Origin of the sequence: Pseudonocardia halophobica, assembly GCF_027922425.1 — a bacterium.
Lineage (GTDB): Bacteria > Actinomycetota > Actinomycetes > Mycobacteriales > Pseudonocardiaceae > Pseudonocardia > Pseudonocardia halophobica.
This window is the reverse complement of the sequence record NZ_BSFQ01000001.1, coordinates 16,087-37,469: the sequence shown is the minus strand read 5'-3', so window position 1 is coordinate 37,469 and position 21,383 is coordinate 16,087. Positions and strand designations below refer to the sequence as shown.

Below are 21,383 nucleotides of genomic sequence, written 5' to 3'. Positions count from 1 at the left end.
ACTACCACCCGGGTCAGGTCGAGCCCCTGCGGTGTGTCCTCCCGCTCCTCCGGCGCCCGGATCCCGCCGGCCGTCACGGGTGCGGACGGTGGCGGCCGAGCCCGGCGTCCACGCGCGGGTGCGCCAGGATGGCGGGCGATGCTCCTCGACAGGTCCGGCCGCCGCTACCCGCTCGACGAGCCGCGCTGGCGCGGCGACGACGGCTCCCCGCTCCTGGTCGAGCCGCTGCCGGGGATCACCCGCGACGAGGTCGACCCGGCCGTGCGCTCGCAGTGGCGCTACGCCGCGGCCCTGCCCCTCCCGCTGGAGCCCGTGACGCTCGGCGAGGGCCTCACCCCGCTGCTGCCCCACCGGGTCGACGACGTGGACCTCGGCCTCAAGCTCGAGTGGTTCAACCCCACGGCCAGCTTCAAGGACCGCGGCAGCTCGGTGATGCTCTCCGTGCTTCGCGCCCAGGGCGTGCCCGCGATCCTCGAGGACAGCAGCGGCAACGGCGGCTCGTCCGTGGCCGCCTACGCCGCGGCGGCCGGGATCGCGGCCACGATCCTCGCGCCGGAGTCCACCTCACCGGCCAAGATCCGGCAGAGCCGCGCACACGGGGCGACCGTCGACCTCGTCCCGGGCAGCCGGCAGGCCACGGCCGACGAGGCCGTCCGCCGCTCGGCCGAGGTCTTCTACGCCAGCCACAACTGGCATCCGTTCTTCCTGCAGGGCACGAAGCTGCTGGCCTACGAGATCTGGGAGGACCTGGGCTTCGCAGCGCCCGACGCCGTCGTCCTCCCGTGTGGCGCCGGCAGCCTCGTGCTGGGCTGCCACCTGGGCTTCGGCGAGCTGCTCGCGGCCGGCGCGATCGACCGCCGGCCCCGGCTGCTGGTCGCGCAGCCGCGGCACTGCAGCCCGCTCGTCGCGGCCTTCGAGGCGGGGTCCGACGCCGTCGCGCCCGCCGCCTGGCCCCGCACGATCGCCGAGGGCACGGCGATCGCGCAGCCGGTGCGGGACCGCGAGGTGCTCGCGGCCGTGCGCGCCTCCGGCGGCGCGATGGTGGCCGTGCCGGAACAGGAGATCGGCCCGGCGACGCTGGAGCTCGCCCGCCGCGGCCTCTACGCCGAGCCGACGAGCGCGCAGGTCGTCCCCGCGGTCCGGGCGTTCCGGGACCGCGGCGTGCTGCACCCCGGCGAGCGGGTGGTCGCCGTGCTGACCGGCTCGGGGCTGAAGGCCGCCGACGCCGTCGCGGAGCTGCTTCAGGCGGGTTCGACCGAGCAGGCCGTGCCGTAGGCGCACACCTCGGACCAGGTGTCGCCCATCTCCGTGGTGTCGAAGCGCATCGCGACCACGGCGTTGGCCCCGTGCGCCTCGGCGGCCCGGGTGAGCCGGTCGATCGCCTCCTCGCGGCTGGCCTCGAGGTTCTTCGTCATGCCCTTGAGCTCGCCGCCGGCGAGCGACTTGAAGGCCGCGCCGAGCTGCGAGCCGACGTGGCGCGAGCGCACCGTGAGCCCGAAGACCTCGCCGTGGACCTGGGTGATCCGGTGCCCCGGAACGTCGTTCATCGTGGTGATCAACATGCTGTCCCCCCGTGGATCGGAGGGCCACCCTAGCGCCCGCATCCTCAATCTTGTGTACGCACATTACCCACCTGGTGTCGGCTCCATCTCGGGTTCATGCTGGTCACGAGCTCGAAGCCACCGCGTCAGGGGGAGCTGACGCGAATCTCGCCGCCCCCGGCACCCCCTGGGTGCCGGGGGCGACGCACGTCAGGCGACCAGCGGCGGCCGGCGCTCGCCGACGCGGGTGGCCTGCTCGAAGGCGTGCGCGACCTGCAGCAGGCCGGCCTCCCCGCGGTGCGCGCCGACCAGCTGCAACCCGACCGGCAGCCCGTCGGGGGTGAAACCGGCGGGCACCGAGATCGCCGGGTGGCCGAAGGCCGAGATCAGGTAGGCCGAGCGCATCCAGTCGAGGTAGGAGCCCTGGGCGACGCCCGCGATCTCGGTCGGGTACTCCATCTCCACCGGGAACGGGGGCACCTGCGAGACCGGGAGCGCGAGCACGTCGTACCGCTCGTAGAACCGCCGCATCCGCTGGAACAGGGCGGAGTGCAGGATCTCGGCGCGCGCCACGTCCGCGCCGGTCAGCCGCCGCCCCTCCTCGATGTTGCCGACGAGCGTCGCCTTCATCCGGTCCCGGTGCCGGGCCAGCAGCGGGCCCATCGACACCGCGAAGCTCCAGGCCCGCAGGGTGCGGAACACCTCGTCCGCCCCGCGCAGGTCCGGGTCGGCCCGCTCCACCGTGGCGCCGAGCTCCTCGAACACCCGGACCTGCGGCTCGAGCGCCGCCCTCACGGCCGCGTCGACCGGGATCGAGCCGCCGAGGTCCGGGGACCACGCCACCCGCAGCCCGGTCAGGTCCCGCTCGAGCGGCGCGTCGAACACCGACCCCCGCTCCTCGATTGCGATCGGACTGCGCGGGTCCGGCCCAGCCATCACGGACAGCAGGAGCGCGACGTCGGAGACCGTCCGCGCCATGGGCCCCTGCACATTGAGGGTGGAGTAGGCCAGCTCGACGGGGTGCGACGGCACGCGGCCGGGCGCCGGCCGCAGCCCGACGACGTTGCAGAACGAGGCCGGGTTGCGCAGCGACCCGCCCGTGTCGCTGCCGTCGGCCAGCGGGTGCATGCCCGTGGCCAGCGCCGCGGCGGCGCCGCCGGAGCTGCCGCCCGCGCTGCGGCCCAGGTCGTAGGGGTTGCGGGTGGCGCCGAAGAGGGGGTTGAAGGTGTGCGAGCCGACGGCGAACTCCGGCACGTTGGTCTTGCCGAGCGTGATCGCCCCGGCGGCCCGGATCCGCTCGATCACGAGCTCGTCCTCCACCGGGACGTCGTCGGCCAGGATCGGCGAACCCTTCGTGGTGCGGATCCCGGCCGTGGCGTGCGTGTCCTTGTGCGCCATCGGGAGGCCGTGCAGCGGCCCGACCGGCTCGCCCGCCGCGAGCCGCTCGTCGGCCGCCGCGGCCTCGGCGAGGGCACGCTCCGCGACCAGCGTGACGACGGCGTTGACCGCCCCGTTGCAGGACCCGATCCGGTCGAGATGGGCCCCGACCAGCTCGCGCGCCGAGATCTCCATGCGGCGCAGCGCTGCCGCCATGCCGCGGGCGGTCTCGAAGCAGACGTCCGTCACGACCACGGACCGTATCGCCGGGACGCGGGCGGGCCCGGTCCTACCCCTGCGTGACGGCGGCCCGCACCGACCGCTCGTCCGTCAGCGAGCGTCTCGGCATCACCAGGAGCGCGATCATCGCGATGACGCAGCAGATGACGATGTACCAGGAGATCCCCGTACTGGAGCCGGTGTTCTTGAGGATGTACGCCGCGATCAGCGGGGCGGGCCCGCCCGCGATCACCGAGGCGAGCTGGTAGCCCAGGCCCGCGCCGCTGTAGCGGATGTTGGTGCCGAAGCTCTCGGCGATGAGCGCGGCCTGCGGGCCGTACTGCATGTCGTGGAAGACCAGCGACAGCACGATCGCCAGCAGCACCAGCACACCGACGCGGGTGTTCAGCAGGCCGAAGTACGGGAAGGCGAACAGCGCGGTGCACACGATGCCGATGCCGTACATGGTCCGCCGGCCGATGCGGTCCGACAGCCAGCCGAAGAAGGGCACGCTGAACAGGCCGATCGCGGCGGCGATGAGCGTGGCGTTGAGCAGCGAACCCCGGGCCAGCTGCAGTTGCTGGGTGCCGTAGCTGAGCACGAACGTGATGAACAGGTAGAAGGGCGCCTGCTCGGAGAGCCGCACGAAGGCCGAGCTCAGGATCTCCCGCCACTGGGTGCGGAAGGCGTCGATGATCGGCATCTTCACGACGGTCTGCTTCGCCTTGACCGCCGCGAACTCCGGGCTCTCCAGGACCCGGAGCCGGACGTACAGCCCGACGCCGACCAGCACCACGCTCACCAGGAACGGCACCCGCCAGCCCCAGGTGAGGAAGGCCGGGCCGGTGGTCGAGGACATCAGCTGCACCAGGCCGGTGGACAGGAGCAGGCCGAGCGGGACGCCGAGCTGCGGCCAGCTGGCCATGAACCCGCGCTGCTTGGCGTGGCCCCACTCCATGGCGAGGAGCACCGACCCGCCCCACTCGCCGCCGACCGCGACGCCCTGCACGATCCGCAGGATCGTCAGCAGGAGGGGTGCGGCGATGCCGATCGCGGCGTACGACGGCAGCACGCCGATCAGCGCCGTCCCGATCCCCATCAGCAGCAACGTGATGATCAGGGTGGACTTGCGGCCGATCCGGTCGCCGTAGTGACCGAAGATCGCCGCGCCGATCGGCCGCGCCGCGAAGCCGGCGAACTGCGTGCCGAAGGCGAGCAGGATCCCGACGTACGGGTCCTGACCCGGGAAGAAGAGCTTGGGGAAGACGAGCGCGGCCGCCGTCCCGTAGAGGAAGAAGTCGTACCACTCGATGGTCGTGCCGACGGTCGAGGCGACCACCGCCCGCCGCCGCTGGGACCGTTGGATCGCCTCGTCGTCGCGAGAATCCGTGGTGCCGGTCATCGGTCTGCTCCCCGTCGTCGTCGTCGCGGATAGACGGCCCGACGGTGACCCCACGTAGGTGCGGCGTCAAACGGAAGCGTGACAGGAGTCCCGTAAGCCCGTTATGACGGGTCTGCGAGGAAGGCTGCGCCCGCCGCGGCGAGGTGCCCGGGGTCGTCGACGCCGCACAGCTCGCGCGCCGAGTGCATGGACAGCACCGGGATGCCGACGTCGACGGTCCGGATCCCGAGCCGGGTCGCCACGATCGGCCCCACCGTGGTCCCGCAGGGCACGGTGTTCTTCCCGACGAAGTACTGGGTGGGGACGCCGGCGCCGCGGCAGGCCCGCTGCCAGGCGGCGGCGCCCGGAGCGTCCGTGGCGTAGCGCTGGTTGGCGTTGACCTTGAGCGTCGGCCCGCCGTTGGGGATGCTGCGGTGCCCCGGGTCGTGTCGCTCCAGGTAGTTGGGGTGCGCCGCGTGGGTGACGTCCACCGAGAGGCAGCGCGACGCGGCGAACGCGCGCGCCCGGGCGTCGAACCCGCCGGCGAGCCGGGTCAGCAGGGTCTCCAGCAGCGGGCCCGCCGCGCCGGTCGCCGTGCCGCTGCCGATCTCCTCGTGGTCGAAGCCGACGAACACCGGGATCACGCCGGTGTTGGAGCGCGACGCCGCGAGCAGGGCCGCCAGCCCGGCGTGCACCGACGCGAGGTTGTCCAGCCGCGGGCAGGCGAGCAGCTCGCCCTCGCGGCCGAGCCGGGCGGGCGGGGTGAGGTCGTGGACCACGAGGTCGTGCGCCGCGACCTGCCGCGGGTCGATCCCCACCTCGGCGGCGAGGAACTCGACGAGGTCGCCCTCCCGGACGTCGCCGATGCCCCAGACCGGCAGCAGGTGCTGCTGGGAGTCGAGGGTGAGGCCCTGGTTGACCTGCCGGTCCAGGTGGATCGCCAGCTGCGGCACGCGCAGCAGCGGGCGGTCGACGTTCACCGGCACCACGGTCCCGTCGAACAGCGCCAGGCGGCCCGCCAGTCCGAGGTCGCGGTCCAGCCAGGAGTTCCACAGCGCGCCGCCGTAGACCTCGACCGCGACCTGCCGCCAGCCCGCGGCCCCGGTGTCCGGGCGCGGCTTCACCTTCAGCGTGGGGGAGTCGGTGTGCGCGGCGAAGATCCGCAGCGGCGAGCCGGGCCGGGCGCCGTCGCCGACGTGCCAGGCCAGCAGCGTGCCGTCCCGCACCAGGAAGCGCCCGCCGGGCGAGGCGTCCCAGTCCTCCGTCTCGACCTGCTCGGTGAAGCCCGACTCGCGCAACCTGCGGACGGACTCGGCCACTGCGTGGTACGGGGTGGGGGAGGCGGAGACGAAGTCGGCGAGGTCGCGCGCGGCACTGCTGTCCCGGGGGCTCACGTGCGGCATCCTCGCACCGTGACCGACCCCGGGTACGACGTGGTGGTGGTCGGCGCGGGCTCGGCCGGGTGCGCGCTGGCCGGGCGGCTCGCCGAGCGTGGCGACCGCTCCGTCTGCCTGGTCGAGGCGGGCCCGGCCTCCCGGCTGCCCGACGTCACCAGTGCCGCCTCGCTCGCCGCCACCGCGCCCGGACACCCGCTGAACTGGGAGTACACCGCCCGGCTGGTGCGCGGGCGGATGGTCTCGGTGCCGCGCGGGCGCGTGGTCGGCGGCTCGTCGGCGATCAACGGGTCGTACTTCGTGCGGGCCGTGCCGCAGGACTTCGCCGACTGGGCGGTCCCCGGCTGGTCCTTCGACGACGTCCTCCCGTACTACCGGCGCTCGGAGGCCGACCTCGACGTCGACGGGCCGCGGCACGGCTCGGCCGGTCCGCTGCGGGTGCGCCGGCCGGCGGGACGGCTGCTGGCCCCGGTCACGCCGGTCTTCCTCGCGGCCTGCTCCACGCTGGGTTATCCGGCGGAGCCGGACAAGAACGCGGGCGGGCCGCCCGGGGCGGGACCGATCCCGTCGAACGCGGCGGAGGGCGTGCGGATCAGCACCGCGACGGCGTACCTCCCGCCGCCCTGGGGCGCGGCGCCGGAGGCGCCGACGCTGACCGTGCGCCCGGACGTCCGAGCCCTGCGGGTGCTTCTCGCGGGCGACCGGGCCCTCGGCGTCGAGACGACGGCGGGGACGATCCGGGCCGGCGAGGTAGTGCTGGCGGCCGGGGCCGTCGGCTCGCCGCACCTGCTGCTGCACAGCGGGATCGGGCCGGCGCCGGTGCTGCAGCAGGCCGGCGTCCCGCTGCGGGCGGAGCTGCCCGTCGGGCAGGGGTGGTCCGACCACCCCAGCGTCTACCTGCCCTTCCGGTGGCCGGGCCCGCCGCCGCACCCCGACGCCGTCGCCGGGCAGGCGGCGCTGAACCTCGACTCGGGCTCCGACCCGGCCGGCGACCTGGAGGTCCTGCTGTTCGCGCGGCCGTTCAGCGAGGGCGGCGACGTGCACCTCATGTGCGCCCTGCAGCGCCCCGAGAGCCACGGCGACCTCACGATCACCTCCGCCGACCCGCTCGCCCCGCCGCTGCTCGACTACCGCTACCTGCGCACGGAGGCCGATCGACGACGGCTGCGGGCCGCCGTCCGGGTCGCGGCGGACCTGCTGCGGGTCGCGGACCTCGACCGCGCCGCACCCGAGGGCTGGGTGCTGGGCAACGACGTGCGGCTCGACGGCTGGATCCGGGACGTCCTGACCACCTCGGTGCACCTCTGCGGCAGCGCCGCCCTCGGCCGCGTGGTCGATCCCGACCTGCGCGTGCACGGGTTTGGGAACCTGCGGGTCGCGGACACCTCGGTGCTCCCGGCCGTGCCGCGGCGCGGGCCCGCCGCGACCGCGGTGATGGTCGGGGAGCGGGCGGCGGACCTGCTGGCGGGGCCGGTACGCACAAGTACGTAGTGCCCGCGGTGGGTCGGTGCGCGTATCCCGGGTGGGCGTCCCGCCGCCGGGGCGGGGCCGACCCCGAGGAGGACACCGATGTCGGAGACGGGCAGGACGAACATCGTCGTCATGTGGACGGTCGGCCCGGACGAGGTCGCGGAGGGCGACCGGATCTTCGCCAGCCACGCGGAGTTCATGACGGGGCACCCGCGGGAGGGCGAGGAGGCGCTGCTCTCCTACGAGATCTCGAAGGGGCCCGAGCTGTCCGACCCGGTCGACCCGAACTCGTCGCCGACCGGGAACACGATCTTCGTCCTGCACGAGATCTACCAGGGCCCCGCCGGGGTGCCCGAGCACTGGCGGCTGGCGATCCAGGACTGGGTGGACCTCCCGGCCTTCATGGAGTGGAGCAAGCGCAACAAGGTCTCCACCCTGCACGACGGCGTGGTGGTCCAGTCGCTCTGGTGACCCCCCGCCGCGCGTGCGGCGCTCCGACACCTCGGCCCGGGCTAGCGTGAGGGGATGGCGAACCCCTTCCTCGTGCCCAGCGAGCTGCCCTACGGCCTCCCGGACTTCGCGGCGATCACCGACGAGGACTACCTGCCGGCGTTCGAGGCGGGGATGGCGGAGCAGCGGGCCGAGGTGGACGCGATCCTGGACTCGGGTCCGCCGACCTTCGCCGACACCATCGAGGCGCTCGAGCTCTCGGGCCGCACGCTCGACCGGGTCTCGCGGGTGTTCTTCAGCCGCGCCGGCGCGCACACGACCCCGAAGATCGAGGAGGTGCGGGCCGCGGTCGCGCCGATGCTCGCCGCGCACGCCGACGCGATCGCCCTGGATCCGCGGCTGTTCGCGCGGATCGCCGAGCTGCACGGGAAGCGTGGGGAGCTGGGCCTCGACCCGGAGTCGCTGCGGCTGCTCGAGCGCCACCACCGGGACGCGGTCCGGGCCGGGGCCGAGCTGGGCGAGGCCGACAAGGAGCGGCTCAGCGCGATCAACGCCGAGCTGTCCTCGCTGTCCACGACCTTCAGCGGCCGGCTGCTCGCCGGGGCCAACGCGGCGGCCGTGCACGTCCACGACCCCGCGAAACTCGACGGGATGTCCCCGGGCGCGATCTCCGCCGCGGCGGCCGCCGCGAAGGACCGGGGCCACGGCAGCGGCTTCCTGATCACCCTCGTGCTGCCGACCGGGCAGCCCGTGCTCGAGTCGCTCACCGACCGGGAGCTGCGGCGCGAGATCTTCGAGGCGTCGATCGGGCGCGGCGCGCAGGGCGACGAGAACGACACCCGGGACGTCGTCCTGCGGCTCGCGGCGCTGCGTGCGGAGCGGGCGCGGCTGCTGGGCTTCCCGAGCCACGCCGCCTACGTCATCGACGACAACACCGCCGCCTCGGTCGACGCCGTCGCCGCCATGCTGGCCGACCTCGCCCCGCCCGCGATGCGCAACGCCGACACGGAGGCCGCCGACCTCGCCGCGATCGCCGGGCACGCGCTCGAGCCGTGGGACTGGGCGTTCTACGCCGAGCGGGTCCGCCGGGAGCGGTACGAGGTCGACGCGGCCCTGCTGCGCCCGTACCTGGAGCTGGAGCGGGTGCTGCAGCACGGCGTCTTCCACGCGGCCGAGGAGCTGTACGGGATCCAGTTCCACGAGCGCCACGACCTGCCGACCTACCACCCGGACGTCCGGTACTGGGAGGTCTTCGACGCCGACGGCACCCCGCTCGGCCTCTACGGCGGCGACTACTACGCCCGCGAGTCCAAGCGCGGCGGCGCCTGGATGAACGCCCTGGTCCCGCAGGCCGGGCTGCTCGGCACCCGGCCCGTCGTGATGAACACGCTGAACATCGCCAAGCCGGCCGAGGGCGAGCCCACGCTGCTGACGATCGACGAGGTCCGCACCCTCTTCCACGAGTTCGGGCACGCGCTGCACGGGCTGTTCTCGGCCGTCCGGTACCCCACCTTCTCCGGGACGTCCGTACCTCGGGACTTCGTCGAGTTCCCGTCGCAGGTCAACGAGATGTGGCTGGAGCGCCCGGAGATCCTCCGTCGGTACGCCCGGCACCACGAGACCGGCGAGCCGCTGCCGCCCGAGCTGCTGGAGAAGCTGCTGGCCAGCCGGGCCTACGGCGAGGGCTACCGGACCACGGAGTACCTGGCGGCCTCGCTGCTGGACCAGGCCTGGCACACGCTCAGCGTCGACGACACCGTCGAGGACGTGCTGGCCTTCGAGGCCGAGGCGCTGCGCAAGGCCGGGATCGCGCACCCGCTCGTGCCGCCGCGCTACCGCAGCACCTACTTCAACCACGTCTTCGCGGGCGGGTACTCGGCCGGCTACTACTCCTACATCTGGTCCGAGGTCCTCGACGCGGACACCGTCGAGTGGTTCGCCGAGAACGGCGGCCTGCGCCGGGAGAACGGCGACCACTTCCGCCGGGAGCTGCTGTCCAGGGGCGGTAGCGTCGACGCCATGGCGGCCTACCGCGCCTTCCGCGGCCGCGACCCCGAGATCCGCCCGCTCCTGGAGCGCCGCAACCTCACCTGATCCCGCGAGCCGGCACTCTCACGCGACCGACTCGGTGACCGAATACTGCCGACTCGCGCCGTGTTGGACGGGGTGTGCGTCTCTCGTTGCTGGACCGGTCGCGGACCCGCGCGGGTGAGCCGGACTCCGCGGCGGTGCGGCACACCGTGGAGCGGGCTCGCCGGGCCGAGCAGCTCGGCTACCACCGGTTCTGGGTAGCCGAGCACCACGCCGTCCCCGGCATCGGTTCGGGGGCGCCGACCGTGCTCATGGCCGCCGTCGCGGCCGCGACCGAGCGGATCCGGGTGGGGTCGGGTGGGGTGATGCTGCCCAACCACCAGCCGCTGGTCGTCGCGGAGCAGGTCGGGGTGCTCGCGGCGCTGCACCCCGGCCGGGTCGATCTCGGCGTCGGGCGCTCGCTCGGCTTCACCGCACCCGTCCGGCGGGCGCTGCGGACCGACGGGACCGACACGTTCCGCGAGGACCTCGACGAGCTCCGCGCCTACCTCGACGGCAGCGGGCCCGTCACCGCCCGCCCGCGGCTCGACGCACCGGTCCCGCTGTTCGTGCTGGCCACGGGCAAGGGGATGGCGGTGGCCGGGGACCTGGGGCTGCCCGTCGTCGTCGGCGGCCCGGTGCTCGACGACACCCCGGCCGGAGCCGAGGCCCTCGCCGACTACCGCGACCGGGCCGGCGAGCGGGCGTACGTGGTCGTGTCGCTCGACCTCCTCGTCGGCGACCCGGATCTCGCCCTGCCCGAGGCCTGGGCCCTGGCCGCCGCACGCAGCACCGGCGAGTTCCCGCCGCTGGAGCCGCCCGACCCGGACCGGCCGCTGACCGAGCGGCAGCGGACCACGGTCGAGGGCGCGCTGCGGCGCACGATCGTCGGCGACGAGGCGACGGTCGCCGCCCGGCTCGACGCGCTGCTCACCCGCACCGGCGCCGACGAGCTGCTGGTCAGCTCCTCGACCTTCGACCGCGTCGCCCTCGCCGAGTCCGACGCCCGGCTCGCGGCCCTGCTCACCGAAATCGCAGGTCAGCAGGGGTGGTGAGCGGCGACTGACCCTCTAGGGGCGGTTGCCGCTCACGGGTCGGGGGGTGCGGCGGCGGTGCAGGAGCAGCATCGCGCCACCCGCGAGCAGACCCCAGAACGCCGAGCCCAGGCCGAGGAAGGACACCCCGGCGGCGGTGACCACGAACGTCACGATCGCCGCCTCCCGGTCGTCGGGCTGCGCGACGGCCGAGGTCACGGCCCCGGCGAGCGCGCCCAGCAGGGCGAGCCCCGCGACCGCCTCGACCAGCACCGGCGGGGAGAGCAGGAGCAGCGCGGTGGCCAGCCCGGCGCCGAGGCCCAGCACCGCCAGGCCGAGCCCGGCCGTGACCGAGGCGATCCAGCGCCGGTCCGGGTCGGGGTCGGCGTCGGGCCCGGCGGCCAGTGCCGCGCTGATCGCCGCGAGATTGACCGCATGGCCGCCGAAGGGGGCGGCGCCGAGGGTCGCCAGGCCGGTCGCGACGAGGATCCCGCGCAGCCGCGGCACGAAGCCGTACTGCGCCATCACCGCCATGCCCGGCACGTTCTGCGAGGCCATGGTGACCAGGAACAGCGGCAGCCCGATCCCGATCAACGCCGACGGCGTGAACACCGGCGTGGTCCACTCCAGCCGCGGCGCGAGGTCGATCCCGCCGAGGCCCGGCCCGGTGAGCGCGATGCCCGCGATCGCCACCACCAGCGCGGCCGGCACCGCCCACTGCCGGGCGAACCGCGCCACCAGCGCCCAGACGACGATCACGGGCGCGGCCAGCAGCGGAACGTCGTGCAGGGCGCGGACGGGCGCGAGGCAGAGGTCCAGCAGCACCCCGGCGAGCATCGCGGCCGCGATGGGGCCGGGGATCGCGGCGATGAGCCGGCCGAGCGGGCGCACCAGCCCGGCGACGACGATCAGTACCCCGCACAGCAGGAACGCGCCCACCGCCGCCGGGAAGCCGCCCTCCGGGACGCCGGACGAGATCAGCAGCGCCGCCCCCGGCGTCGACCAGGCGATGCTCACCGGCATGCGGGTGCGCAGGCCCAGGACCAGCGCGACGATCCCGGACCCCACCGCGACCGCCAGCAGGCCCGACGCCGCCTGCGCCTCGGACGCGCCCGCCGCCCGGAGCCCGGTGAGCACCACGGTGAACGAGCCGCCGAAGCCGACGATCGCCGTGACCACCCCGGCCAGCACCGGTCGTGCGATCGCGCGCACCACGCCTCCTCCCGGCCGTTCCGTTTACGGAACGGCCGCCGGGATGGGACCATAACCGCGTGGACGCGACGGCGGCAAGGGAGCCGGGGATCGGCGCCGCGCCGGCCCTCCCCGGCGGTGCCGCGCACGTCGGCCCGCGCGTGCGGGCGCTGCGCACCGAACGGGGGATGTCGCTGTCCGAGCTGGCCCGCCGCGCGTCGGTCGGCAAGGCCACGCTCTCCGGGCTCGAGGCCGGCACCCGCAACCCCACCCTGGACACGCTGCACGCGGTGGCCGCCGCGCTCGGGGTGGCCCTGACCGCGCTCGTCGCGGGCGGCGGCAGCCCCCGGATCCGCGGTGCGGCGGTCGACATGGAGCTGTTGCGGGTGTTCGACGACGGCCCGGCCACCTACGAGCTCTACCGGATGCGGATCCCCGCCGGAGCCGAGCAGGTCTCGCCGGCCCACCACCCCGGGGTCACCGAGCACGCGACGGTGTTCGCCGGCGAGCTCCGCGCCGGCCGGCTCGACGCGCCAAGCCTCGCCGGGCCCGGCGGGTATCTCGAGTGGGCCGCCGACGCTCCTCACGGATACGCCGCCGTCGGACCGGAGGACGTGCACGCCTCGCTGCTGATCCGCTACCCCACGTAGCGCAGTCGCACGGAGCGGAACAGACCGGTCACCGTAGGTGGAACGGGTGAGCAGGAACGCCCGTTCGGCCCAGTCCGACGGTTAACGCGGACAGACATCTGCTCGACAGAGTGATGACCGACCCGCCGCCGGATGGATCGACCCATGAGCCTGCAGCCGACCTGGACCGACGGTCCGACCGCCCGCATCCCCGTGCGGCGTCCGCCGCAGGGGCCGGCGCACCGTGCCACCCGGGCATCGAGGCGCGCCACCGGCCCCCGGACCTGGGCCGAGTCGGCCGCCCGGCGCCGGCGCCGCCTGCGCCGGGCCCGCTTCGGGCGGCTGCTGCTGGTCCTGGTCGCACTGGCCGCACTCACGGCGGGGGCCGTGATCTGGCAGCTCGCCGACGGGCGGCCCCTGGAGCTCCTCCGTGACGGGTGGGCGCTGCTGGAGCCGCGCGTCGACGACGTGGTCCGGCTGATCCGCCGGCAGTGACCCGGCTCAGGAGTAGATGCGCAGCCAGTCGACCTGCATCTCGCTCGGGCGCGGGGAGCCGCCGTCCGGGAAGTAGTCGAGCTGGATCGTCGGGTGCATCTTCCCCGGCGGGAGCGTGCCCGGATCGGTGCTGGAGAACCACTGCTGCCCGTCGAGGTAGCCGGTGATCCCGTTCGGCGTCCACTCCACGGCGTAGTTGTGCCACTGGGTGATGTCGATCTTCCGGTTCGCGGACTTCTGGTTGTTGTCCGCGCCGTAGTGCAGGAAGAAGGACACGCCGCCCGACGCGCTGTCGGTCTCCGCGAAGTCGACCTCGCCGCCGCGCGGCCACTCGATGTCGCTCGGCCAGAGGATCAGCACCGGGTGGTACTGCGAGTCGCCCGCCGGGAACTTGGCGCGCATCTCGTACCGGCCGTACTGGCGGCTCTCGTTGTACGCCATGCCGCCGGTGTTGCCGTTCGAGTCGCCGCGGATGGTGAGGACGCCGCCCGAGGTGGAGACCGCGTCGGGGGTGCGCCGGCCGTTGCCGCCGTGCCCCGCGCCGTCGTAGAGGCCCCACTTGCCGAGGCCGCCGGAGAACTCGTCGCCGCCGATCGGCGTCCAGCCCAGGCGGCCGGCCGCCGTCGAGCCGTCCCCGCCGGAGACCGGGCCGCGCGCCCGGGCCGTGCCGGTCGCCGGGTTCGCGGCCGCGGCCGGCGGGCGCGTGGTGGTCGTGGCGTGCTCGCGCGCTGAGTCCACCGCCTGGCTCAGCGCGCCGGGGGCCGGGATGGCGGCCACGCCGGTCGAGGGTGCGTCGGGCGTGCCCTGGGCCGTGTCCGACGAGGTCAGCGACGCGGACAGGTCCGGCCCTTCGTCCGAGACCGGGCGCAGCAGCAGGGCGACCGCGGCCGCGACGAGGACCGCGGCGGTGCCGACGGTGACCGGGGCCCACCGGCGCAGGGCCGAGCGCGGGGCGCGGCGCCGGCCGCGGCGGGGCTCGGGGGCCTCCCGCTCGATGTCGGTGTCGTCCGCGGCCCCGGTGCCGTCGGCGAGCTCACCCGTGCCCGGGCCCGCGATGATGTCGGCGGCCGTGATGACCGGCATCCCCGTCATCGGGCTGATCGGCGGTGGCCCGGCACCCTCGGGGTCGAGCCGGACCGGGGGCAGCGACGACGTGTGCGTCAGCAACGCGGGCTCGCGCGGGGAGTCCGCGAGGTCCGGGGAGTCGGGGTCGGAGGCCGGGTCGTCGGCGGAGCGCGGCGTGGGGATCGTGGCCGTGGCGCCGGCAGCGTGCCGCCGACGGGTGGGACGGCCCGGTCGGCCGGTGGGGGAGCCGTGCTCCGCGGAGAGTCGGGCGACCAGCTCGCGGGGGTCGAGCCGGTCCTCCGCGGCGGAGGGTTTCCGTCGCATGATCGATGACCATATGGAGCAACGCCGTACCGACCGGGCGAAGCTGAGAGCCGGGGTTGCCTCAGCGCGCCGACAGGTCGCCGTGAGGCGCCGGAGCGCCCCGTTCTCCCCGGGATCCCCGGAGAGACTGCTCCGTTCGGAGCAGCCTCCCTCTCAGGGAGAGCCGCTCGTCGGTCCGGCACACGCCGTTCGAACCGTTGACGGATTGTGATCGTGGGGCTTTCACGCCAAGCTGTCCGTGATGCTCCCCGCTGCTCCCCCGGGGGGTGCGTCCGTGTTCGTGCCGTCGCAGGCGACGGCTCGAGCCTCCGTGCCCCCGTACGCCCCCGTCCTCGTGGCGCTGCCCCCGACCGCCGCGTCGGCGTCGGTGCTGCGCTCCCTCCGTGCGGAGGGGATGCGCGCCGATCTCGCCGGCGACGGCATCGCCGTCCTCGACACGATCCGCGCCGCCCCTCCCGCCCTCCTGGTGCTCGACGTCGACCTGCCCGGACCCGAGCACGCCGCCGTCCTCGCGGCGGTGCACGCCGAGTCGCCGAGCGTGCCCGTGGTCGTGCTCACCCCGCGTGAGCGCCGCAACGCGGTGATCGCCCAGCTGCGCAGCGACCGGGACGACTACGTCCTGCGCCCGTTCTCCGTCGACGAGCTGTCCGCGCGGATCCGGCTGCGGCTGCGGCTGACCGGCGCGCTCGGGCACACGCTGATCCGCCGCGGCGAGCTGGTGGTCGACACCGAGCTCGGCGAGGTGACCGTCGACGGCAGCCCGGTGTCGTTGTCGCCCACCGAGTTCTCGCTGCTCACAGCCCTGCTCACGGAACCGGGGGCCACGGTGTCGCACGAGGAGCTGGCGAACCAGGTGTGGTCGGAGCCGGCCTCGCCGAACCTCGTCCAGGTCTACATCTCCTACCTGCGCCGCAAGATCGGCCCCGAGCGGATCCGCACGGTCCGCGGGGCCGGGTACGTGCTCGAGGGCTGAGCAGGCCGGGGCCGCACACACGACGGCGCCCGTCCCCGGGTTCTCCGGGCGGGCGCCGTTCGTGTGCAGTGCGGCGGCTCGCGTTATGCGTGGCTGCGCGAACGGCGGCCGACGATGAGCCGGTAGATACCGAGCAGCACCAGAGATCCGATCAGGGCGATCACCCAGGTGCGCAGGTCGAAGAAGCTTCCCGTGTCGACGCCGAAGAGGGCCGAGCTGATCCAGCCGCCGAGCAGGCCGCCCACGATGCCGATGATGCAGGTGACGATGATCCCGCCCGGGTCCTTGCCCGGCATGATCAGCTTGGCAAGGGCACCGACGATGAGCCCGACGACGATCCAACCGATGACGCCCATTGTTCCTCCTCACGATCGCGCCGGGTTCTTCCGGAGCGTGTCCGATGTGGTCGAGGTGCGGGTGCCCGGTGATCGACGGCCGTAAACGGACGGTGACGATATTCGTCCCGTTCGGGTCCTCCGGCGCGGCCGCTGGGCCGACCGTGGTCATCCGTCCGGGTGTACTCCTGACCTGCGACGGAACGAGAGATAACGCTTCGGTCCCGACCGCCCTTCCGGCAGGCCGTGGTCGCTGCGCTGTGCTAGGCAGACGCCCTGGGGGGCGACCGCGGGGGTGGCCCTGCAACGAAGTCGGGAGAGTTCCATGACCGTCACCGGCATCATCACCGCGATCGTGTTCGGGCTCATCATCGGCGCCGTGGCCCGCCTGCTCGTGCCCGGCAAGCAGAACATCCCGATCTGGCTGACGATCATCGTCGGCCTCGTGGGCGCGTTCATCGGCACGTTCATCGCGCGGGCCCTGAACCTGCGGACGTCGGGCTGGAACTTCTGGGAGACGATCTTCCAGATCGTCGTGGCGGTGATCCTGGTGGTGCTCGTCTCGAACCTCTGGGCGAGGCGCGGCGCACGACACTGACCGAGAACGCACCACTCCCACCGCACGCACAGGCGACGGGCCCGGACCACCACGGTCCGGGCCCGTCCGCGTGCGCGGGTCAGTGCACGAGGCGCAGGGTGAGCGGGTAGCGGAAGTCGACGCCCTGCGAGGCCCGGACCGTGCCCAGCACCACGCAGGCGACGTAGAACACCCCGTAGAGCGGCAGCAGGACGAGCCCGATCCCCACGAAGATCAGCAGACCGAACACGACCGTCCACACCAGGGCGTTGATCTGGAAGTTCAGCGACTCGACCGAGTGCCGGCGCACGTAGGCCGAGTCGCCGCCCTTCACCAGGAGCACGATCAGCGGCGCGAACAGGCCGAGCGCGAACCAGGCGGACACGAAGCTGAGAACGTGCGCGGCCATGGCCCAGTTGCGCTCGTCGTCGCGCGGCACGAGCGGGGCGTCCCCGGACTGGTGGCCGGTGTACTCGTACGGCGAGTTGCTCATATCCGCAGTGAACACCCGTGCAGCGGCCCGGACATCGGGGAAATGCCCGGAGATACCGGGTCGAAGGACCCCGGGATCCGGCCCGGGTCAGAAGCTGCGGGCCGCCTCGAGGAATCGGTCGTCCTCCTCCGGGGTGGTGACCGTGACCCGGACCCCGTCCGGGTGGAACGGCCGGACCACGACCTTGTGCTCCAGGCAGTGCGCCGCGAAGTCCGCGGTCCGCTCGCCGAGCGAGACCCACACGAAGTTCGACTGGGTGTGCGGCACGGTGTAGCCGGCCGCGAGCAGGGCCTCGCGCACCCGGACCCGCTCGCCCACGGCCTCCTTGCACGCCGCCAGCAGCTCGGTGGCGTGGTCGAGGGCGGCGATCGCGCCCGCCTGGGCCACGGTGCTGACGCTGAACGGGGCGCACACCTTCTTCAGCGCGGTCGCGATCTCCGGCGCGGTGACGGCGTAGCCGACCCGCAGCCCCGCGAGCCGGTAGGCCTTGGAGAAGGTCCGCAGCACCACGAGGTTCGGGTAGCGGTCGATCAGCGGCAGCCCGTCGACGGCCTCGGGGTCGGTGACGTACTCGTGGTAGGCCTCGTCGAGCGCCACGACGACGTCCGGGCCCACCGCGTCCATGAACCGCGCGAACTCCGCGCGGTGCACGACCGTGCCGGTGGGGTTGTTCGGGCTGCAGACGAACACGAGCCGGGTGTGCGGGGTGACGGCGGCGGCCATGGCCTCGAGGTCGTGCCGGAAGTCGCCGTCGAGCGGCACGGTGACGGCGCGGGCGTTCCCGATCTGGGTCACGATCGGGTAGGCCTCGAAGGACCGCCAGGCGTAGACGACCTCGTCCGTGGTCTCCCGGCAGGTGATCTGCACGAGCTGCTGGCAGAGGCTGACCGAGCCGCAGCCGACCGCGATCCGGTCCGGTGTGACGTCGAGCTCCGAGGCGAGCCGCTCGCTCAGCCCGACGACGGCGAGGTCCGGGTACCGGTTGCCGGCCGCCGCGGCCTCGGCGATCGCCGCCAGGACCGGCGCGGTCGGCGCCAGCGCGACCTCGTTGCTCGCCAGCTTGATCGCCCCGGGGATCGCCCGGCCCGGGACGTAGGCGGGCAGGGAGTCCAGGTCGGGGCGGATCGGCGTCATGTGCGTCACGGTAGCCCGCCCCGTCCCCGGCGTGCCCCGCAGTCGTGGAAGGCTGTCCACATGAGCGAGATCCGCACCGAGGCGGTGCCCCTGGTCGACGGCTCCGACCTGCGCCTCACGGTCGCGGAACCCGAGGGCACGGCCCGCGGCGGGATCGTCGTGCTGCACGAGGCGCGCGGGGTCACCGACACGGTGCGCCGGCTCGTCGAGGGGATCGCCGGCGACGGCTGGCTGGTCGTCGCGCCGCACCTCTACCACCGCGACGGGGCGGACGAGCTCGACGGCGCGGAGGAGCAGGTCGCCGACCACGTCGCCCGGCTGGACGGCGAGCAGGTCATGGCCGACACCGACACCGCGTTCGGCTGGCTGGCGGATCACGAGGTCGCCCCGGACCAGATGGGCGTGATCGGCTTCGACCTGGGCGGCAGCGTGGCGCTGCTGGTGGCGGCCCGGCGGACCCTGGGCGCCGCGGTCACGGTGGCCGGCGGCGGGATCGACGAGCCGGTGGGTCCGCTCCCCGCGCTGGTGTCCGCCGCGCCCGGCCTGACCTGCCCGTGGCTCGGCATCTACGGCGACCGGGACGACAAGGCGGAGCTCGACCGGCTGCTCGACGCCGCCCGCGAGTCCGAGGTCGCCACGGACCTGGTGACCTACCCGGGCTCCGGCCACCGCTTCGACGACGACCCGGCCACCGCTGCCGACGCGTGGCAGCGGATGCTGAATTGGTTCGACTCCCACCTGCGCTGAGAGGCGCGTCACCACCCCGTCCTCCGGGGGTGGCCCGGGACGCACGGCGTCGGCGACGATGACGCCATGACTCTCGACGTCGACGTCCCCGAGGTCCTCTGGTCCCCGTCGCCGGAGCAGGCAGGTCGCACCGCCATCGCGGAGTTCGCCCGGTGGGTGCAGGAGCACAAGGGCGTCGAGCTGGGCTCGGACACCGACTACGCCGCGCTGCACGCCTGGTCGGTCCGCGACCTGGAGGGCTTCTGGGCCGCGGCCGCCGAGTTCCTCGGGGTGATCTTCCGGGACCGGCCGACGGCCGTGCTGGGCTCGCGGGAGATGCCGGGCGCGGAGTGGTTCCCGGGCGCCACGCTGAACTACGCCGAGCACGCGCTCACCCCGGGGCCGGGCCGGGAGGACGCCGACACCGCCGTGGTGTTCGCCCGCGAGGACGGGCTGGAGCGCACGGTGACCCACGCCGAGCTGCGCGACCAGGTCGCCCGCGCCCGCGCCGGGCTGGTCGCCGCGGGCGTCGCCAAGGGTGACCGGGTGGTGGCCCTGGCCCCGAACTCGGTCGAGACGTTGGTCACGTTCCTCGCGGCGGCGTCGTTGGGCGCGGTGTGGTCCTCCTGCTCGCCGGACTTCGGCGCGCGGGCCGTGCACGACCGCTTCGCCCAGATCGAGCCGGTGGTCCTGCTGGCGGTCGACGGCTACCGCTACAACGGTAAGGCCTTCGACATCCGGAAGACCGTCGCGGCGCTGCAGGAGCAGCTGCCGACCGTGCGGCAGACCGTGCTGGTGCCCTATCTCGACCCTGAGGCGACGCTGGAGGGCACCACGCCCTGGGCGGAGTTCACCGCCGAGGCGGGCCCACTGGAGTTCGAGGCGGTGCCCTTCGACCACCCGCTGTGGGTGCTCTACTCGTCGGGCACCACGGGGCTGCCCAAGGGCATCGTGCACAGCCACGGCGGGATCGTGCTCGAGCACCTGAAGGCCATGCGGCTGCAGAACGACCTGGGTCCGGGGGAGACCTTCTTCTGGTTCACCACCACCGGCTGGATGATGTGGAACTTCCTGGTCGGCGGCCTGCTCGTCGGGTCGACGATCCTGCTGTTCGACGGCAACCCGGGCTACCCCGACCTGGATGCGCTGTGGGCGCTGGCGGAGAAGCACGGCGTCACGGTCTTCGGGGTGTCGGCACCGTTCGTGCAGTCCTGTCTGAAGAAGGGCCTGCGGCCGCGGGACTCCCACGACCTGTCCCGGATGCGGGCCCTGGGCTCCACCGGCTCCCCGCTGTCCGTCGAGGGCTTCCGCTGGATCGCCGAGGCCTGCGGCGAGCACATCCAGATCTGCTCGGTGTCCGGCGGCACGGACGTCTGCGCGGCGTTCGTGGCCTCGGCGCCCACCGTGCCCGTGTGGTTGGGCGAGCTGTCGGTCGCCGCGCTGGGCGCCGACGTGCACTCGTTCGACGAGCGTGGCGAAGATCTCGTCAGCGCTGATCCGGTCGAGGTCGGCGAGCTGGTCATCACCCAGCCCATGCCGTCCATGCCGGTGATGTTCTGGAACGACCCGGACGGCAGCCGGCTGCGCGAGGCGTACTACGAGATGTACCCGGGGATCTGGCGGCACGGGGACTGGGTGCGGGCCACCCCGCGCGGCTCCTTCGTGATCTACGGCCGCTCGGACTCCACCCTGAACCGCGGCGGGGTCCGGATGGGCACCGCGGACTTCTACGCCGTGGTCGAGGGCTTCGAGGAGGTCGCCGACTCCCTTGTGATCGACACCACGGCGTTGGGCGCGAAGGAGGAGGGGGCGCTGCTGTGCTTCCTCGTGCTGGCCCCGGGGGCGTCGCTGGACGACGTCGAGCCGCGGCTGCGCAAGGCCCTGCGCAGCGAGCTCTCGCCCCGGCACGTGCCGGACCGGTTCGTGCTCGTCGACGCCGTGCCGCGCACCCTGAACGGCAAGAAGTGCGAGGTCCCGGTCAAGAAGATCCTCGCCGGCGTCAGCCCGGACAAGGCCGTGAGCAAGGGCGCGCTGCAGAACCCGGACGCCCTCGGGCCCTTCCTCGACCTGGCCGAGACGCCCGGCTGACGGGCCCCCGGCACGCGGACCCGGGGTGGGGTGCGAACCCCCTCCGGGCCGTGTGTACTCTTGGACCCGCTGGAGGCCGAGAGGCCCCGGGAGGCTTCGCCTAGTCTGGTCTATGGCGCCGCACTGCTAATGCGGTTTGGGGTCACCCCCCATCCCGGGTTCAAATCCCGGAGCCTCCGCGCTGGCGTGGGCCGACTCTCGGGTCGGACACGGCATGTAGTACAACTGAATGCGGTACACGCGCCCGTAGCTCAACGGATAGAGCATCTGACTACGGATCAGAAGGTTAGGGGTTCGAATCCCTTCGGGCGCACAGCAAGGAACCGGGCCCTGACCAGTTAATTTGGTCGGGGCCCGACTCGTTCCAGGGCGTCGAAGTGGATCACGATCCACGGTCTGATCCACAAGCGTTGCTCG

Annotated in this window: 20 protein-coding genes and 2 tRNA genes; 13 read left to right on the top strand and 9 right to left on the bottom strand. The window is 73.8% G+C overall.

The window, feature by feature from the left end; genetic code table 11:
* Nucleotides 1–138 precede the first annotated feature (138 nt).
* Entirely contained in the window at nt 139–1,275 is a 1,137-nt protein-coding gene (locus PKE99_RS00190; RefSeq protein ID WP_037042305.1) for a threonine synthase, read from the top strand.
* On the opposite strand, the gene PKE99_RS00185 is transcribed toward PKE99_RS00190, so the two are convergent.
* From PKE99_RS00185 to PKE99_RS00170, 4 genes are all read right to left on the bottom strand, one after another.
* Nucleotides 1,242–1,547, bottom strand: coding sequence for a YbjQ family protein (locus tag PKE99_RS00185; protein WP_231498093.1), 306 nt, complete (start codon nt 1,545–1,547; stop codon nt 1,242–1,244). The two genes, PKE99_RS00190 and PKE99_RS00185, sit on opposite strands and share 34 nt — an antisense overlap.
* A 204-nt stretch (nt 1,548–1,751) precedes the next feature.
* Complete coding sequence (locus tag PKE99_RS00180) at nt 1,752–3,167, bottom strand: amidase (protein ID WP_037042609.1); 1,416 nt, start codon at nt 3,165–3,167, stop codon at nt 1,752–1,754.
* Between the two features lie 40 nt (nt 3,168–3,207).
* Complete coding sequence (locus tag PKE99_RS00175) at nt 3,208–4,539, bottom strand: MFS transporter (RefSeq protein ID WP_037042307.1); 1,332 nt, start codon at nt 4,537–4,539, stop codon at nt 3,208–3,210.
* A 101-nt stretch (nt 4,540–4,640) separates the two neighbouring features.
* Entirely contained in the window at nt 4,641–5,912 is a 1,272-nt protein-coding gene (locus tag PKE99_RS00170; protein ID WP_231498094.1) for a M18 family aminopeptidase, read from the bottom strand.
* A gap of 18 nt (nt 5,913–5,930) precedes the next feature.
* Here PKE99_RS00170 and mftG point away from each other — a divergent pair, with 18 nt between their 5' ends.
* From mftG to PKE99_RS00150, 4 genes are all read left to right on the top strand, one after another.
* Entirely contained in the window at nt 5,931–7,403 is a 1,473-nt protein-coding gene (gene mftG / locus PKE99_RS00165) for a mycofactocin dehydrogenase MftG (protein WP_037042311.1), read from the top strand.
* Nucleotides 7,404–7,481: 78 nt separating this feature from the next.
* Nucleotides 7,482–7,853, top strand: coding sequence for a hypothetical protein (locus PKE99_RS00160; RefSeq protein ID WP_037042313.1), 372 nt, complete (start codon nt 7,482–7,484; stop codon nt 7,851–7,853).
* A gap of 54 nt (nt 7,854–7,907) precedes the next feature.
* Nucleotides 7,908–9,926 carry a M3 family metallopeptidase gene (locus PKE99_RS00155; RefSeq protein WP_037042315.1) on the top strand — a complete coding sequence of 673 codons (2,019 nt, stop codon included), beginning with the start codon at nt 7,908–7,910 and terminating at the stop codon, nt 9,924–9,926.
* A gap of 74 nt (nt 9,927–10,000) precedes the next feature.
* The gene (locus tag PKE99_RS00150; RefSeq protein WP_037042317.1) at nt 10,001–10,957 is read left to right on the top strand and encodes an MsnO8 family LLM class oxidoreductase; all 957 of its coding nucleotides are present in this window, start codon (nt 10,001–10,003) and stop codon (nt 10,955–10,957) included.
* A 15-nt stretch (nt 10,958–10,972) separates the two neighbouring features.
* Here PKE99_RS00150 and PKE99_RS00145 read toward each other — a convergent pair whose 3' ends face one another.
* Nucleotides 10,973–12,148 (bottom strand): benzoate/H(+) symporter BenE family transporter, encoded by a 1,176-nt coding sequence (locus PKE99_RS00145; RefSeq protein WP_037042611.1) that lies wholly within the window; start codon nt 12,146–12,148, stop codon nt 10,973–10,975.
* A gap of 59 nt (nt 12,149–12,207) precedes the next feature.
* Between PKE99_RS00145 and PKE99_RS00140 the strand changes: the two genes are divergently transcribed.
* Nucleotides 12,208–12,777, top strand: a complete 570-nt coding sequence (locus PKE99_RS00140) for an XRE family transcriptional regulator (protein WP_197040514.1) — start codon at nt 12,208–12,210, stop codon at nt 12,775–12,777.
* A 144-nt stretch (nt 12,778–12,921) separates the two neighbouring features.
* Entirely contained in the window at nt 12,922–13,251 is a 330-nt protein-coding gene (locus PKE99_RS00135) for a hypothetical protein (protein ID WP_037042319.1), read from the top strand.
* Nucleotides 13,252–13,257: 6 nt separating this feature from the next.
* Here PKE99_RS00135 and PKE99_RS00130 read toward each other — a convergent pair whose 3' ends face one another.
* Nucleotides 13,258–14,640, bottom strand: coding sequence for a glycoside hydrolase family 16 protein (locus PKE99_RS00130; protein WP_051736998.1), 1,383 nt, complete (start codon nt 14,638–14,640; stop codon nt 13,258–13,260).
* Between the two features lie 310 nt (nt 14,641–14,950).
* Here PKE99_RS00130 and PKE99_RS00125 point away from each other — a divergent pair, with 310 nt between their 5' ends.
* Entirely contained in the window at nt 14,951–15,613 is a 663-nt protein-coding gene (locus tag PKE99_RS00125) for a response regulator transcription factor (protein WP_231498095.1), read from the top strand.
* An 83-nt stretch (nt 15,614–15,696) separates the two neighbouring features.
* Here the strand turns inward: PKE99_RS00125 and PKE99_RS00120 are convergent, their stop codons facing one another.
* Nucleotides 15,697–15,969, bottom strand: a complete 273-nt coding sequence (locus PKE99_RS00120) for a GlsB/YeaQ/YmgE family stress response membrane protein (protein WP_037042322.1) — start codon at nt 15,967–15,969, stop codon at nt 15,697–15,699.
* A 304-nt stretch (nt 15,970–16,273) separates the two neighbouring features.
* Here PKE99_RS00120 and PKE99_RS00115 point away from each other — a divergent pair, with 304 nt between their 5' ends.
* Nucleotides 16,274–16,546: a GlsB/YeaQ/YmgE family stress response membrane protein gene (locus tag PKE99_RS00115; protein WP_037042323.1), complete on the top strand. Its 273-nt coding sequence runs from the start codon at nt 16,274–16,276 to the stop codon at nt 16,544–16,546.
* A gap of 79 nt (nt 16,547–16,625) precedes the next feature.
* Here the strand turns inward: PKE99_RS00115 and PKE99_RS00110 are convergent, their stop codons facing one another.
* Complete coding sequence (locus PKE99_RS00110; protein WP_231498096.1) at nt 16,626–17,018, bottom strand: DUF4870 domain-containing protein; 393 nt, start codon at nt 17,016–17,018, stop codon at nt 16,626–16,628.
* Nucleotides 17,019–17,105: 87 nt separating this feature from the next.
* Nucleotides 17,106–18,152 (bottom strand): histidinol-phosphate transaminase, encoded by a 1,047-nt coding sequence (hisC, locus tag PKE99_RS00105; protein WP_037042621.1) that lies wholly within the window; start codon nt 18,150–18,152, stop codon nt 17,106–17,108.
* 60 nt (nt 18,153–18,212) lie between these two features.
* Here hisC and PKE99_RS00100 point away from each other — a divergent pair, with 60 nt between their 5' ends.
* The 4 genes from PKE99_RS00100 to PKE99_RS00085 all read left to right on the top strand — a co-directional run bounded on the left by PKE99_RS00100 (nt 18,213) and on the right by PKE99_RS00085 (nt 21,279).
* Nucleotides 18,213–18,899: a dienelactone hydrolase family protein gene (locus tag PKE99_RS00100; protein ID WP_037042325.1), complete on the top strand. Its 687-nt coding sequence runs from the start codon at nt 18,213–18,215 to the stop codon at nt 18,897–18,899.
* Between the two features lie 66 nt (nt 18,900–18,965).
* Complete coding sequence (locus PKE99_RS00095; protein WP_037042327.1) at nt 18,966–20,966, top strand: acetoacetate--CoA ligase; 2,001 nt, start codon at nt 18,966–18,968, stop codon at nt 20,964–20,966.
* Between the two features lie 89 nt (nt 20,967–21,055).
* Nucleotides 21,056–21,145 (top strand) — tRNA-Ser (locus PKE99_RS00090).
* A 61-nt stretch (nt 21,146–21,206) separates the two neighbouring features.
* Nucleotides 21,207–21,279: transfer RNA gene (locus PKE99_RS00085), tRNA-Arg, on the top strand.
* Nucleotides 21,280–21,383 lie beyond the last annotated feature (104 nt).